The 13,720-nt window shown below is 57.5% G+C and carries 11 protein-coding genes; 5 read left to right on the plus strand and 6 right to left on the minus strand.

Annotated elements, in window-relative coordinates; all coding sequences use genetic code 11:
* Positions 1 to 211: 211 nt before the first annotated feature.
* Together VN622_00810 and VN622_00815 are read right to left on the minus strand one after the other, a co-directional pair.
* On the minus strand, positions 212 to 2,617 hold the full coding sequence (locus VN622_00810) for a sodium-translocating pyrophosphatase (protein HWR34392.1): 2,406 nt from the start codon (positions 2,615 to 2,617) through the stop codon (positions 212 to 214).
* Positions 2,618 to 3,386: 769 nt separating this feature from the next.
* Positions 3,387 to 3,731, minus strand: coding sequence for a hypothetical protein (locus VN622_00815; protein ID HWR34393.1), 345 nt, complete (start codon positions 3,729 to 3,731; stop codon positions 3,387 to 3,389).
* A 101-nt stretch (positions 3,732 to 3,832) separates the two neighbouring features.
* On the opposite strand from VN622_00815, the gene VN622_00820 reads away from it, so the two are divergent.
* The 3 genes from VN622_00820 (at position 3,833) to VN622_00830 (ending at position 6,371) form a co-directional block, all read left to right on the plus strand.
* On the plus strand, positions 3,833 to 4,771 hold the full coding sequence (locus VN622_00820; GenBank protein HWR34394.1) for a mechanosensitive ion channel family protein: 939 nt from the start codon (positions 3,833 to 3,835) through the stop codon (positions 4,769 to 4,771).
* A gap of 38 nt (positions 4,772 to 4,809) precedes the next feature.
* Positions 4,810 to 5,598, plus strand: coding sequence for an SDR family oxidoreductase (locus tag VN622_00825; protein HWR34395.1), 789 nt, complete (start codon positions 4,810 to 4,812; stop codon positions 5,596 to 5,598).
* Positions 5,599 to 5,717: 119 nt separating this feature from the next.
* Complete coding sequence (locus VN622_00830; GenBank protein ID HWR34396.1) at positions 5,718 to 6,371, plus strand: hypothetical protein; 654 nt, start codon at positions 5,718 to 5,720, stop codon at positions 6,369 to 6,371.
* Between the two features lie 60 nt (positions 6,372 to 6,431).
* Here the strand turns inward: VN622_00830 and VN622_00835 are convergent, their stop codons facing one another.
* The gene (locus VN622_00835) at positions 6,432 to 7,574 is read right to left on the minus strand and encodes a potassium channel family protein (protein ID HWR34397.1); all 1,143 of its coding nucleotides are present in this window, start codon (positions 7,572 to 7,574) and stop codon (positions 6,432 to 6,434) included.
* A 174-nt stretch (positions 7,575 to 7,748) separates the two neighbouring features.
* On the minus strand, positions 7,749 to 8,255 hold the full coding sequence (locus tag VN622_00840; protein ID HWR34398.1) for a PH domain-containing protein: 507 nt from the start codon (positions 8,253 to 8,255) through the stop codon (positions 7,749 to 7,751).
* Between the two features lie 331 nt (positions 8,256 to 8,586).
* Here VN622_00840 and VN622_00845 point away from each other — a divergent pair, with 331 nt between their 5' ends.
* A complete protein-coding gene (locus VN622_00845) occupies positions 8,587 to 10,029 on the plus strand; it encodes a kelch repeat-containing protein (protein HWR34399.1) in 1,443 nt (480 codons plus the stop codon).
* A gap of 159 nt (positions 10,030 to 10,188) precedes the next feature.
* On the opposite strand, the gene VN622_00850 is transcribed toward VN622_00845, so the two are convergent.
* Positions 10,189 to 11,055, minus strand: coding sequence for an NAD(P)-dependent oxidoreductase (locus VN622_00850; GenBank protein ID HWR34400.1), 867 nt, complete (start codon positions 11,053 to 11,055; stop codon positions 10,189 to 10,191).
* A gap of 123 nt (positions 11,056 to 11,178) precedes the next feature.
* On the opposite strand from VN622_00850, the gene VN622_00855 reads away from it, so the two are divergent.
* A complete protein-coding gene (locus VN622_00855; protein ID HWR34401.1) occupies positions 11,179 to 12,057 on the plus strand; it encodes an MBL fold metallo-hydrolase in 879 nt (292 codons plus the stop codon).
* Between the two features lie 299 nt (positions 12,058 to 12,356).
* Here the strand turns inward: VN622_00855 and VN622_00860 are convergent, their stop codons facing one another.
* Entirely contained in the window at positions 12,357 to 13,715 is a 1,359-nt protein-coding gene (locus VN622_00860) for a DUF4147 domain-containing protein (protein HWR34402.1), read from the minus strand.
* Between the last annotated feature and the right edge of the window lie 5 nt (positions 13,716 to 13,720).

Genomic DNA, 13,720 nt, shown 5'->3' on the forward strand with positions numbered 1-13,720 from the left:
ATTTCGTCAAAGCCTTGTCGAACGATCATCTCTCGAAGGAAAGCATGCGCGCCGACAGTGCGCACGCCCGCGACCGAGCACAACGTCGTTCTGCTAGGATTCCTTCGCTCCGGTGTACTCCCGAGCATCCGCGGCAGCATGGAGAAACAAGAACGCCACCCGGTGTGGATGGCGTTCTTTTGTCCTGCAATTTCTATCCAACAATCGCTCTCTAGTGCGTTGCTGCTCCGAGTTGGCGTTCGTCGCTGCGACGTGCTGCGCCAATGCTCATGCCATAGAACGACCGCCAGACGAAGAACACCGAAATCGCGAAAAAGCCGAACGAGAGAATGTTTGTTACCATCGCGCCGGCGTCCGTGGTCAGTTGCACTGCCAGTTCCACGGCGAGCAATCCGAACAGCGTTGTGAACTTGATGACCGGGTTCATCGCTACGGAAGACGTGTCCTTGAAGGGATCGCCTACGGTGTCGCCTACGACAGTGGCATCATGCAGCGGAGTTCCTTTCTGCTTCAACTCGACTTCGACAATCTTCTTCGCGTTGTCCCAGGCACCTCCAGCGTTGGCCATGAAGATCGCCTGGTACAAGCCGGAGATCGCAATCGACATAAGGTAGCCGATGAAGAAGAACGGCTCGACGAATGCGAACGCCAGGGTCCCGAAGAACACAGCGAGGAAAATGTTGAACATGCCGCGCTGCGCGTATTGCGTACAAATGGCGACGACCTTCTTGCTATCTTCCACCGAGGCCTTCTCGACGCCTTCCAGCCTGATGTTCGCCTTGATGAACTCCACGGCGCGATACGCCCCCGTGGTCACGGCCTGCGTCGAAGCGCCGGTGAACCAGTAAATCATGGCTCCACCGGTGATCAAGCCCAGTACGAAGGGTGCATGCAGCAGTGAAAGCTTATCGACGTTATGTGTCATGCCGCCCGTAAGGGCCATGATGATCGAGAAGATCATTGTCGTCGCGCCCACAACGGCCGTGCCGATCAGCACCGGTTTCGCCGTAGCTTTGAACGTGTTACCCGCACCGTCATTCTCTTCCAGCAGGTGCTTCGCGCGCTCGAAATTCACGTTCACGTTGAAATCGCGCTTCAGTTCGGACGCGATATTCGGGACGTGCTCGACCAGCGACAGTTCGAACACCGACTGAGCGTTGTCCGTCACCGGGCCGTAGGAATCGACAGCAATGGTAACCGGCCCCATACCCAGGAAGCCGAAGGCCACAAGTCCGAAGGCGAACACGGGGGCGGCAACCATCAGCGCGCCCACTCCCATGGTCGAAAAGTAGTAGGCGATTGACATCAGCGCGACCATCGAAAGGCCCAGCCAATAACAGGAGAAATTGCCGGCCACAAAGCCGGACAGTATGTTCAGCGACGCGCCGCCCTCTTCCGAAGACGTCACCACTTCTCTTACGTGGCGCGATTCTGTCGAGGTGAACACCTTCACCAACTCCGGAATGATTGCGCCCGCCAGCGTTCCACAGGAGATGATCGACGCGAGTTTCCACCACAGACTCGAATCTCCAGCAAGCGTTGGAACCATCAGGTAGGAAACCAGATAGGTCAGTGCGACCGAGATCAGCGAAGTCATCCACACTAGAGTTGTCAGCGGCGCTTCAAAATTCATCTTCTCGGCATGACCGTACCTCGCCTTGGCGAATGCGCCGTTGACGAAATACGCCAGCGCGCTGGCAATCACCATCATGATGCGCATCGAGAAGATCCAGACCAGCAGTTGTACCTGGATCGCCGGATCCTTCACTGCCAGCAGGATGAAGGTGATCAGCGCGACGCCCGTCACGCCGTAGGTTTCGAATCCGTCAGCACTCGGTCCAACCGAGTCGCCTGCGTTGTCGCCCGTGCAGTCGGCGATCACGCCAGGGTTGCGCGCATCGTCTTCTTTGATCTTGAAGACGATTTTCATCAGGTCGCTACCGATGTCGGCGATCTTCGTGAAGATGCCGCCCGCGATACGCAGCGCCGCCGCGCCCAGCGATTCACCGATTGCGAATCCGATGAAGCACGGTCCAGCGTAATCGCCCGGGATGAAAAGCAGGATGCAAAGCATGATCAGCAGTTCCACGCTGATCAGCAACATGCCGATGCTCATGCCTGCCTGGAGCGGAATAGCGTAGATCGGATAGGGCTTGCCGCCGAGTCCGGCGAAGGCCGTGCGCGAGTTCGCGAACGTATTCACGCGAATGCCGAACCACGCAACGCCGTAACTGCCTGCGATACCCACAAGGCTGAACAACAGGATGATGATCACTCGCATCGCTTCAAACTTCAGCAACACGCCGAAGTACAGAACGATGACGACGGCGATGAACGCCTCGAGGATCAGGATGAACTTGCCCTGGGTAATCAGATACGTTTTGCAGGTTTCGTAGATCAGCTCCGAGATCTCCCGCATCGAACGGTGAACCGGCAGATTCTTCAGGTGCATATAGATCGCAAGGCCGAAGACCATGCCGAGGACGCAGACCGCTAATCCAATCAGCAGCAGCGTGTGACCATCGATGCCGAAGAAGGAAACGGTGTGAAGATCGGGAAGCTGAAGGGATGCCTCACCACCGGCGTGCTCCCTGCCGCCAGTCGGTTGGGCAAACATGAGGTTGAACAGGCTCGACGCGAGCCAGCTATGCATACCATTCCTCCGAGTCGTGAACTTGTGGACCGGTACCGGCAGCGCGTTCTGTCGTATCCATGCACCGGGTCTGCTCGCGCCTGACCATCTGGCACGAAGGTCGTTTTTTGGGATTACCGCAACTATCTAAACCGGCGTGGCCGCATCAACGAATGTTCCTCATGCGAGCGGCAGTTGTGCCGACTAGCCATTCGTTCAGTCACGCTGGAACCCCGGAAACGCGCTTCCACATCAAGACGGAATGTTGAGGTTTGGCCGCGTTGGGACGGTGTCGCACCCACGATGTTGACGGTGGGCCTCGAAAAGTGAGTATTTATAACATGTTGCAAATAGATGGTCAATCAGCTTCGAAGCCGCCAAATGCAGGCTTGCTATCCAGCGCTCCTGCTGAACCCCACCCCCAAGGCCCCGAGCAAAACACCTGAGCAGTCGGATGCGGTCAGGCGCAAACTGATTGCCTGCGATGCTAAGACACTGATAGGAACGACGTTCGTCAGCTCAGCAGCCGCATACAATCGCGGAGCCGAAGGACCACTTCGATCGGCAGTGAGCTGGCAAGAGGAATCCTTCGACTCGGGCTTACGCCCTCCCTCAGGAGGACGACGTTTCTTAGAGCTTATGCGAACGGGCGACTCCGGCCACGCGTCTGCGACCCCTCAGGAGACGACTTTTTCAGCTGAGTAGCTTAGCGGCTGAGCGGTTCAGTAGCTCACGAGATTCATTGGCAGCCCACCTACTCTCCTCGCATCTTGTTCTTCACGCTTTTTGAGAGCTTCTCGATTTCGTCTGCCTTCTGAATCACTTCGAGGGACAAGATACTGTCGTTCGCCTTATCTACGTATTGCTTTAACTCGGTCGCCAACTTCAGTAATTTATCGGCGTCGACCTTCAACTGCTTGAACCGCTGCTCCTTGCGGGCCTTGGCCAGCTTTTTTTCGAGAGCCAACTCGTCGGGCGATTTAGGTTGTTCAAACTGCGCATCCTCGTTGTGGGCTGGCATGGGCAGCACGGCCGCGTTTGCGCCCGCAGTTACTAGGGTCAAAGTAAGGAAGAGTGCGACAGAATCCCAGCGAGCCATCAGAAGCCCCTTTGTCGATGATGAAAAAGTTACGGCGATTATACCCGCGCAGGTAATTTTCTCAGCGACATCCGGATCATCTCAGTGGCCGCTTCCCTGCCGTGCTTTATAATCCCGCGCTGGTGAAGAATGTGATTGGCCCCATCATCTCTGATACCTCGCAAAAGACGCTGCTTCGAGTGCTGCAGGGCTGGCACGAGGACTTGATTGATTTCCTACGCCACGACGCCCCCAAGATTCTTGGTGCACTCCTTGTTGCTTTCATTCTCAGCCGTCTGCTGAAGGTGATCAGTAAACGCCTGGTCTCGTACAGCAACAGCCAGGAGCTGCCTTCCGGCATCCGTGCGCAACAGCTCAGAACCCTCGCAAGCATCATCTATAGCGTAGGGCTTTTCATCATCATCTTCTTCGCGGTATTGACTGTCCTGGGATATTTGGGCATTAACATGGGCCCGCTGCTTGCTTCGGCTGGCATTGCAGGATTGGCCGTCGGCTTTGGCGCCCAGACACTCGTCAAAGATGTTATCAACGGCTTCTTCATCCTGATTGAGAACCAGTACGATATTGGAGACGTCGTTAAGATCACAAATGTCCAGGGCGCTGTGGAGGCGCTCACGTTACGGCGCACCGTCCTGCGTGACGCCGATGGCACATTGCACATCATTCCCAATAGCGAGATCAAGATCGTTTCCAATCTCACGCGCGACTGGACGCAGCTCGCGCTCCACGTAACAGTGGACTACAAGGAAGACAGCGACAAGGTCGTCAGGCTGCTCAGGGAAGTCGGGGCAGAGCTGCGTAATGACGAGCGTTTCTCCGCGTCCATCGTCGCCGATCCCGATGTCCCCGGAATTGAGAAGGTCAGCGCGTCCGAGGTGGACTACCTCATGCTGGTGAAGACGAAGCCCGGCCAGCAGTACGCGATCAGCCGAGAACTCCGCCGCAAAATCAAGGAATGTTTTCAGAAGCACGGCATCCAACCAGGCGGACAGAACAGGTTCTACGTCGTCAGCGATACTGCAACAAAAATCGTTCCATAGTTGCGGTAGCAGATTAACGATTCACCGAAAGCACTTCTATGAACACAGGACTCAAAGATCGTCTCGCCATCGTCGCCGCCTCTAGCCAGGGCATCGGGAAAGCCACGGCTTTCGGCCTTGCCGCTGAAGGGTGCAAACTCGCGCTCTGCGCCCGAAACGAGCAGAACCTCGCGGTTGTCGCCGAGGAGATACGAAGTAGACACAACGTCGAAGTTTTCACCCAGGCTGTGGACGTCACCGTTCCTGACGATATCGCCGGCTTCGTCGGTACGGTCGCCCAGAAGTTCGGGCGCGTAGACATCTGCATAACGAACGCAGGCGGCCCCCCCGCTAATACGTTTCTTAAGTTCTCAATCGAAGACTGGCGCAAGGCTTTCGAACTGAACTTGCTCAGCACCATCGCTTTTGCGCGCGAAGTCATTCCTCACATGCAGAAGAACCAGTGGGGGAGGCTCATAGCCATCACTTCCGTAGCAGTGAAGCAGCCGATCGGGGATCTCATATTGTCCAATACAGTCCGCACGGGCGTAGTTGGTCTCGTTCGCTCGTTGGCCAATGAGTTCGGGAAAGACGGCATTCTGGTCAACAACGTCGGGCCGGGATATACGGCGACAGACAGACTCAAGAACCTTGCAGCGGTCCGCTCCAAGTCTCTCGGCGTTGAGGAAGCAGAGATGTTCAGGCGTTGGGCCGCCGACACTGCCACGGGCAAGGTGGCGCAGCCAGAAGACGTTGCTGATGCTATCGTCTTCCTCGCTTCGGAACGTGCGGCTTCGATCACCGGGCAGACGATTCTGGTCGATAACGGCAGCTACAAGGGACTCTAGCGGCAATTGATCTTTGGCCAGTGTGAAAGCGTCTCGTTCTCACAAATTTTTCTTTTCGGCGGATGGTATCCCTCCGGGTTGACATCCGCCGTTCGCATTTGTTGCATCTACACCGATGGATGTGGCGGTCAATCGCTATTGACGTCTCGGTCGGAGCCGTTGTCGTTGGGCTCTGGTACTGCATGTTCCTCGTACTGAACCGCCGCCGGTGCGCGCGAGTGCTCCAGTGGATCGAGTCCGCGTTTGCGGGACACGGCCACGTCGCCGGCGTCGAGTGGCTCAGCGGATCACGCTTCTCGGTCAAGCTGCGTTTGGTGACCGGCGGATTCCGGCATCCGTCCATCCTCGTCCAACTTGCTCCGCGTGAGATGCCGATTCAATGGCTACTGAATCGCTTCAACAAGCGCCAGGAAACCCTCACCTTCGAGGCAAATCTGCACTCCGCTCCGAGTTTCAATCTTGACGTTCAAAACCATCGCTGGTGCGGACGGACTCGCCGCAAGCTTCCCGCGAACCGTCGCTTGCACATGGAGCGACTTGGACCTTTCGTTATCAGCAGCCGAAACGACTGGAAACGTGATGTTACTAACATTGTCGGCGCTGTTAGCGCATCGCGGGAATGCGAGTTTCTGAACGTATCGTATCGGCGAACATCGCCGCATTTCTCCGCCACCGTTCCGCTGAAAGCGCTTCAGCCTGAAGTCCAGTCTGGAATCAGTATTTTCGAAACGCTGCGCGAACTCGCCGCTGGCTCATCCACCTCACGCCTGTAAATCCTGAACAAGTGGATTCTGTAAACGAAACGCCGGTCAGGCGTGTCGTAGCCGCTTCGCTCACAAATGTTCATCCTGGCGCAGGTCTTCCGCCAGGGCCGATCCGCCGGAAATCTTGCCCCAAGCGCTTGTCTGCCAGTTGTCAGGACGATCTTCCCTGCGCCAGGCGGGCATTGGCATCTGCAACAGTTCTGAGAGTGCCGTGACGTAGGGCTCGTACATCTCACGCAGTTCGCGGACGCGTTGCTCAACCTCGGTTCCCTTCTTAACTGCTATCGACATGCTGCATAGCGTGTTTGAAAGGCGTTTGAACTCTGGCGTCGGCAGCCGATCCTCCGCCAGAGAACGCGGAGGCGTCGAGAACGTCTGCGCAAGATCGACGACGGCGTGTCTCGCCATGGCAAATGTCAGCTCCGCCTGCCTGCGCGCCCTGCCTTCCATGGACCCGATGACGAACGCGCACGAATCGAGAATCGCCGTGAGTGCGGACAGCCATGACTCGTTATCATGCTGCGAACGGAAGTAGCAAAGCACTGGATATGACAGATGGCTCTCCATCAGTTCAGCGGCCCATCGCTCCCACTCGCGCAGAACGTCGGAAATCTCGGTGCCATCCTGATCCATGTTGCGCCGCAGCAGCTCCGTCGCAGTGGGCGGCGAACCGGCGCGCGCGTCCAGCAACGTAATCTGCGCTTCGCGTCGTGAGAACGCCTGGTAGACGACCGGGAAGTAGCCGATCACGAGTGCCAGGAAACCGAAGCCCATCCCGGCCTCCAGCACTACCAGTGCGCGCCCACTCGCCTCCGTTGGAACCACATCGCCCAGTCCAAGGGTGAACAACGTTGTGCCGCTCAGGTACAGGTAGGTTGAGAATCCAGGATTGTAGGCTGTGGAGACACGATCGTGCAGGCCGAAGTGCAGCAGAGCATATGCGAACATGATCGCCGTGGCCCACGTGGCAAGCAACGCAATCAGCGAAAGTGGGCCGTAAAAGCTGAGCCATCGCTCGCGCCGCTTGGCCGAGAGACGTCGAGCAACCCACGACCAAGGCATCCAGGTCGCCTTGAAGAAAGCGCGCGCAAACCGGTACCGTCGCATGACCCGTCTGGGCAGCACAATCGTTTCAAATGCGTCCCACAGTACGGCGACGATCACCGCGATTGCGGCAATCGCCGCTAACGTCCTGAGTGTCAGTATTTCCATCGACTACTTGGATGTGCTCCGATCCGATACGACTCCAGCCTTTTTGCGGCGCATTCACGAAAATGAGCACAGCCCCACAGCCCAAAACGAATCTCCTGGCGATCTCACGACCACTCCGTCGTGTGCCAAACATAAAAAAAGAGCGTTTGATTCGATGGACCCATGAGCAAGATGTCAGGCGTTAGCGGCGACAGCAAGTAACTTGTCGATCTGTTGCTGCACTTGTCGACGGAACTCTAGAGGGTGGGAGATTTTTGAGAATGGCTCAGGCGTGCCTCCGGTGCCGCGAACAACAATAGAACCGTAGTTCATCAGGCGAGCCAGCAGGCCCTGATCGACTCCGACGCTCTCGATCTTCTGAAGAGTGATTTCTGTGGTCCTGCGACTTATCATGCCAACCTTAATCATGACTCGCTTGTTAGTCACGGCCATTTCAGTCGAGGAACGATGCCACGTCGCAAGTCCAGCGATAGCAGCCGCGATCAGGATGAGTACCAAAGAAACTGTCGCAAGCCCTCCTGCAGTCCCGTTTTTGTCGCCCAAGGTGGCTAGCGAAGCAAAGAGCGCCATCAACCCGCCGAACCCAATAACCGCAGCAATCGTCATCGGCGCCACAAGGACGATCCAATGCAGTGTTGTGCGGTACAGCACCACCTCTCCTTCAATCAGGTTCTCGTCCACGTAGCTCAATCTATTCCCCTCCCGAATTCACGAACGTCCGATATTCGCGCAGCAAGGCTGTTTTAGCAACGGAATAGGAAGCTCCCAGTAGCTGATGCAATTAGTTGAGCGTTTTTCGTGACCAGATACTCTCATGTACAATCTTTGTCATTGACGAACTGCCGGAGGGACGGCGGAGCAGGGGTGTCTTGTAGATGCTGCGCTATATGCGTGTGAGCCAGCAGCCTCCGTTCTCCGACTTCGCTAACTGAAGTCACTCAGCGTTATCCCATTTTTCTAAAGAATCTGTTCGCATCCCGCGCCTTGCGCGCTGGAAATCTGTGGAGGAACTTTGAAAGACCGTTCTCCCGCTTTTCTGGTACCAGCCCTGGTTGCCTTCTCGCTCTTGATCACCGCCTGTGGAGGCAGTGGGGGGGGCTCGTCGAACCCGCAGCCCTCGCCCATATCCATCTCCATCTCACCGCAGAATGCGAGTGCGCTGGTCGCATCTCCGCTCACCTTCAGCGCCACCGTTTCAGGCGCAGCGAATGCCGCCGCTACCTTCATCGTCGTTGAAGGAACGACGGGCGGGCAGATTACCTCCACAGGAAGCTATATCGCTCCCGCAACCCCCGGCACCTACCACGTTCGCGCAATCAGTGCGGCAGACTCCACCAGAACGGCCGATGCGGTTGTTACGGTTCGCGACTATGCCAGGACCATCCAACGCACGCCCGATCCCTCTGACGGATACGACTATCACACCGCCACCTTGCTCCAGGACGGATCTGTCCTAGTAGTTGGCGGCAAGGGCATTGCTTACACTTCCGTACACCGCAACGCTGAGCGCTACATCTCATCTGAGAATCGCTTCGTGGCCGCAGCCGCGCTCAATACCGCACGCATGGAGCACGCCGCGGCGCTGCTTCCCAATGGGAAGGTGCTCGTTTCCGGTGGCAAGAATTTTTCGCCGCTCGCCACCGATTTCGACTTTGCGTTTATCAGTTCCGAACTCTATAACCCTGCGGCTGCACAATTCGTCGCTGGTCCCAGCATGAAAGTTCCGCGCCGCCGTCATGTATTCACGCTGTTGAAGGATGGCCGTGTGCTCGTCACAGGCGGAATTCAACTGTGGGGCAGCGGATTTGGCGCGAGTCCGAGTGTCGAAATTTACGATTCCACAAATAATCAGTTCGTCTCCGCAAATCCCATGAGCACCGGACGCTGGCGTCACACCGCTACCCTGTTGCCCGACGGCCGGGTTCTGATTGTCGGTGGACGCGACAACAATTGCGAACTGAATTGCCCAGTCTACTCTCTCAAATCCGCAGAGTTATTCGACCCCGTAACTGGACAATTCACCGCCACAGGTTCACTGCAGATCAGCAGGTTTGATCACACGGCAACACTCTTGCCGGATGGACGAGTGCTCATCCTCGGCGGCGAGACTACGGAAAACATCGGGCAGACGGACCAAATCAATACAGGCGAGGTTTGGGACCCGGCCACGGGGCAGTTCACTACCTTCGGCAGTATGACCCACGGGCGAAGCCTGCACACCATCACTCTGCTCAACAACGGCAAGTACCTGGTCGCAGGAGGGAACAACTGGAATGGAGCGCCGAGCGTCACCACGGAAATCTTCGACGCTACTAACGGCACCTCTATCGCCGGACCGGACATGAACGATTACCGCATTCGCCACACCGCCACCCGTCTCGTGTCGGGAGAAGTACTGATCGTAGGCGGCTTCAATTCTGGCCAGGCCGTTCTCCCCGTGGACCTGTTCCGTTAGGGTCGCGACGAGAAGACTACGCCAAACCTCCGAATCACGCTCTCGGGGGAATGCTACTGTCGCTGTGTGCAGTCGCGCTCGCGACTGCACACAGGTTCAGACGAGTTGCCGTTTCACTTCATCGTAGGCAGGTAGCAATTGGTCCTGGCTAACTCCAGACTAGCCTTTCATGCCCGACCATTGTTCTAGCAGCGCGAGCGTGGCGGCATAGTCTAGGTTGTCGTAACCAGCTTTGCTGGACGCCTCATAAACTTCGTCCACCTTCTCAAGGCCGGGCAGCTTGACGCCAACCTCTTTTGCGGCGTCCATCATGAGGTGCATGTCCTTGTGCATCAGGCGAAGCGGGAAGTTAGGCGTGTAGTCGCGCTTGAGCACGAATGGAGCTTTGTAATCCACCACGCCCGAACGGATCATCGACGCCTGTATCAACTCGACCAGTTTCTCCGGCGCGACACCCAACTTGCTCGTGAGCGTCAGCGCCTCCGCGAAACCTTCGTAGATCAGCGCGATCATCAGGTTCATGCCAATCTTTGCCGCTTCGCCCTGCCCTGTGTCGCCGACCCGGATATTCTGCTTTCCCATGGCCTGAAACAAAGGCTGCAAGCGCGCGATCGTCTCAACTTTTCCACCAACGATGAAGATCAACTGCCCGGCTTCCGCTCCGATCTTGGAGCCGGTGACAGGAGCATCTACGTAATCAGCGCCCTTGGCGCGCACGCGCTCGGCGAACCTGAGCGTAGTGGTTGGCGAAATGGTGCTTGAGTCGGCGACGACCATTCCGGGCTTCAGCACGCTCTCCACACCATTCGCGCCGAAAAGAACCTGCTCAACGGCCTTAGTATCGGAAACGCACATCCAGACGACCTCCGCGCCACTAGCGGTTTCGGCCGGAGTAGATGCTGTGCGCGCGCCTTCTACGGTTTTGCCCGGCGTGCGATTCCAAACTGTTACGTCGTGTCCCGCTTTGACTAGGTTGGCCGCCATCGGCCGCCCCATGATCCCCAACCCAAGGAATGCAACCTTCATTTCGAAATCCTCACTTGCGATGCGCGATGCGTATGGAAACAACACACGATTAGAACTGACGAAGCAGGCGCTTGCAAGTGCGCTGCATCGTATGTCGCTCCGTTCGCGTCTAATTCTTAATTCATGCTTAACATCACCATTCGACGTAAGGCTCGGCAGTTCAGCACGCTCGTCAAGCATTCGGCGCTTACCCGCCGGACGGGCGTGACTCGCAAAGCCGTGCTGGCGTCACCCGGCCAACTCGGCCTCACGTTCATAGGACATTCCGGCTTCTTCGTACAGATTGGCGGGACAAACGTTATTGTTGATCCGAACTTCGCGCGCTGGCTCTTCGTGCTGAAGCGCCTGCGGAGACCGGGGCTGCGGATCGCAGATTTGCCGCAGATTGATGCCGTGCTGGTGACGCACGCGCATTTCGATCATCTGCACAGGCCGTCGCTGCGAGCCATCGCCCGCGCCAGCGCGCGTCGCGGACGACGTCCCATCATTATCGTTCCGCAGCACGTGCGCGACCTGGTCTTCGATCTCGGATTCGAGGAAGTTGTTGAACTACCCTGGTGGCAGACATTCAACCTGAATGGGATGGAAGTGACAGCCACGCCCGCAAACCACTGGGGCGCTCGAGTAATTCGCGACATCCATCGCGGCTTTGGTGGATTCGTGCTGAGCGCCGGAAAGCACTCCATCTACCACTCGGGAGACACTGCGTACTTCAACGGCTTCCATGAGATTGGCAGGCGCTTGCATCCCCAGGTCGCGTTGCTGCCGATAGGCGCGTACGATCCGCCGTCGTTCCGTGCCGTGCACACCAGCCCAGAAGATGCCGTGCAGGCATTCCGCGATCTGGGTGCGCGCTGGATGGTTCCGATGCACTACGGCACGTTCAAGCTCTCGCACGAACCCATGCATGAACCCGTCGAACGTCTGCGCGCAGACGCAAAGCTACACGGCGTCGCAGAGCGAGTCTGTGTGCTGGAAGAGGGAGTGACGAAGTTTTTTTGAAGCAACACGGCAGACGGCGGACGGCAGACCTCAGACGGCAGAGCTCAGACCTCAGACTTCAGACGCTGGACGGCAGGCGTGGGACAGAATTGCGCTTGTGGCTGAACAGACTGCTGAAACATTTCCTGTGCAGCGAGATCGAGCCTCAGCGGCTAAAGCCGCTCGATTCGGTGCGAATTACGGCACGCCTGAAGGCGTGCCCCTTCAAAGAAACAATCTTCCGCAGCTCTGAGGTTGAAGTCTGCCGTCTGGCTTCTTCATCTGCCGTCCGCGGTCTGCCGTCTGGCGTCCGCCGTCAGTCACCAGGCTAGGAGTACGCGGATGTCGCGTACGTTGTTGCCTGTGGGCCCGGTGATGATGGCGTCGCCCAAGGACTCGAGCACAGGGAAGGCGTCAAAGCGTTTTAGCGCGGCACGGCAGTCGAGCCCGAGTTCTTTTGCGCGTTGCATGGTGCTGCCGTCAACGACCCCTCCCGCAGCCGGGCTGTTGCCATCGATGCCGTCCGTGCCTGCGCTCAACACGGCGATGTTCTCCCCTGCAATCTTGGTTGCGCAGTAGAGCGCAAATTGCTCGTTGCGTCCGCCCACGCCGGCCTCTCCATTGATCGTGACCGTGACCTCGCCGCCGGAGATGAGGCAGGCGCGCGACACGCCTTTACGCAATTCGCGCACGCGGGTGAGCAGGTGGTCGGCGGCCTTCGCATAGTCCCAGTCATCGCAGGAATTATCGACCTCAATCGCAAAGCCCGACATGGCTGCTCTTGCAACCGCAGCTTTCTGGGCCGAGGAGTTCGACAGAATGTTTGCCCACCGCGAGCGTTCGAACGCGACGTTGCCGGCCTTCGGTGTTTCCTCCAACGAGCGGCCGTCGAATAGCTCGCGGACGCTTGAGGGAAAGTCCTTCAACATCTTGTACTTCTGCACCACCGAGTAACACTGCTCTGCCGTGCTGGTGTCAGGCATGGTGGGTCCGCTGGCGAGTGAATCCAGTGCGTGTTCGGGCACGTCGGAAACGAGAATCGACATCTGGTGCGCGGGTGAGGCGACGAGTGCCATGCGTCCTCCCTTGACGGCGGAAAGGTGTTTACGCACGGCATTGATTTCGGCGATGGGAGCGCCCGAGTGCACCAGGGTTTTGTAGGTTGCCATCAGGTCTGCGAGGGAAATCTCCGCGTCGATCGGCTTCTCGACAATCGAAGAACCTCCGCCTGAAATCATGTAGATGACGAGAGCGCGCGCGGAGAGAGAATTCAGGCTTCGCAGAATGGCTTCTGCAGATCGAACCGACTCCACGTTGGGGGTTGGATGTCCGCCTTTGAAGTAACGAAATCCGAAGACCTGCGCCGAGGGATCAGTGGGACCGCAAACAATTCCTGTAACACCTGCGCCTGCGCCGAGTTTGCTCATGAGCGCCTCGGTCATCGTATGTGCGGCTTTGCCGATGGAAACGACGAAGACCCGTGAAAAGGAACTGATGTCGAAAAGGTCTTCGCTGACGCGCAACACGCGACGATCGTAATCGATATGCCGGTCGAAAGCCTTGGCCACGCTCGATTCGGCAAGCGCGTAGAGGAACACCTCTCGCGCGGTGCCTCGCATTTCACGCGCAGTCGCGTGATTGAAGTCAACAGGCACGCCGGTCATGGGCTCGCTTTGCATGTTCA

This window comes from Clostridia bacterium (assembly GCA_035561135.1).
Taxonomy (GTDB): domain Bacteria; phylum Acidobacteriota; class Terriglobia; order Terriglobales; family Acidobacteriaceae; genus DATMYA01.

Bases quoted from the DNA above. Each gene is read 5' to 3' on its own strand.
- VN622_00810 (HWR34392.1), bottom strand. From the start codon at position 2,617: ATGTTTGCCCAACCGACTGGCGGCAGGGAGCACGCCGGTGGTGAGGCA.
- VN622_00815 (HWR34393.1), bottom strand. From the start codon at position 3,731: ATGGCTCGCTGGGATTCTGTCGCACTCTTCCTTACTTTGACCCTAGTA.
- VN622_00825 (HWR34395.1), top strand. From the start codon at position 4,810: ATGAACACAGGACTCAAAGATCGTCTCGCCATCGTCGCCGCCTCTAGC.
- VN622_00830 (HWR34396.1), top strand. From the start codon at position 5,718: ATGTGGCGGTCAATCGCTATTGACGTCTCGGTCGGAGCCGTTGTCGTT.
- VN622_00835 (HWR34397.1), bottom strand. From the start codon at position 7,574: ATGGAAATACTGACACTCAGGACGTTAGCGGCGATTGCCGCAATCGCG.
- VN622_00850 (HWR34400.1), bottom strand. From the start codon at position 11,055: ATGAAGGTTGCATTCCTTGGGTTGGGGATCATGGGGCGGCCGATGGCG.
- VN622_00855 (HWR34401.1), top strand. From the start codon at position 11,179: ATGCTTAACATCACCATTCGACGTAAGGCTCGGCAGTTCAGCACGCTC.
- VN622_00860 (HWR34402.1), bottom strand. From the start codon at position 13,715: ATGCAAAGCGAGCCCATGACCGGCGTGCCTGTTGACTTCAATCACGCG.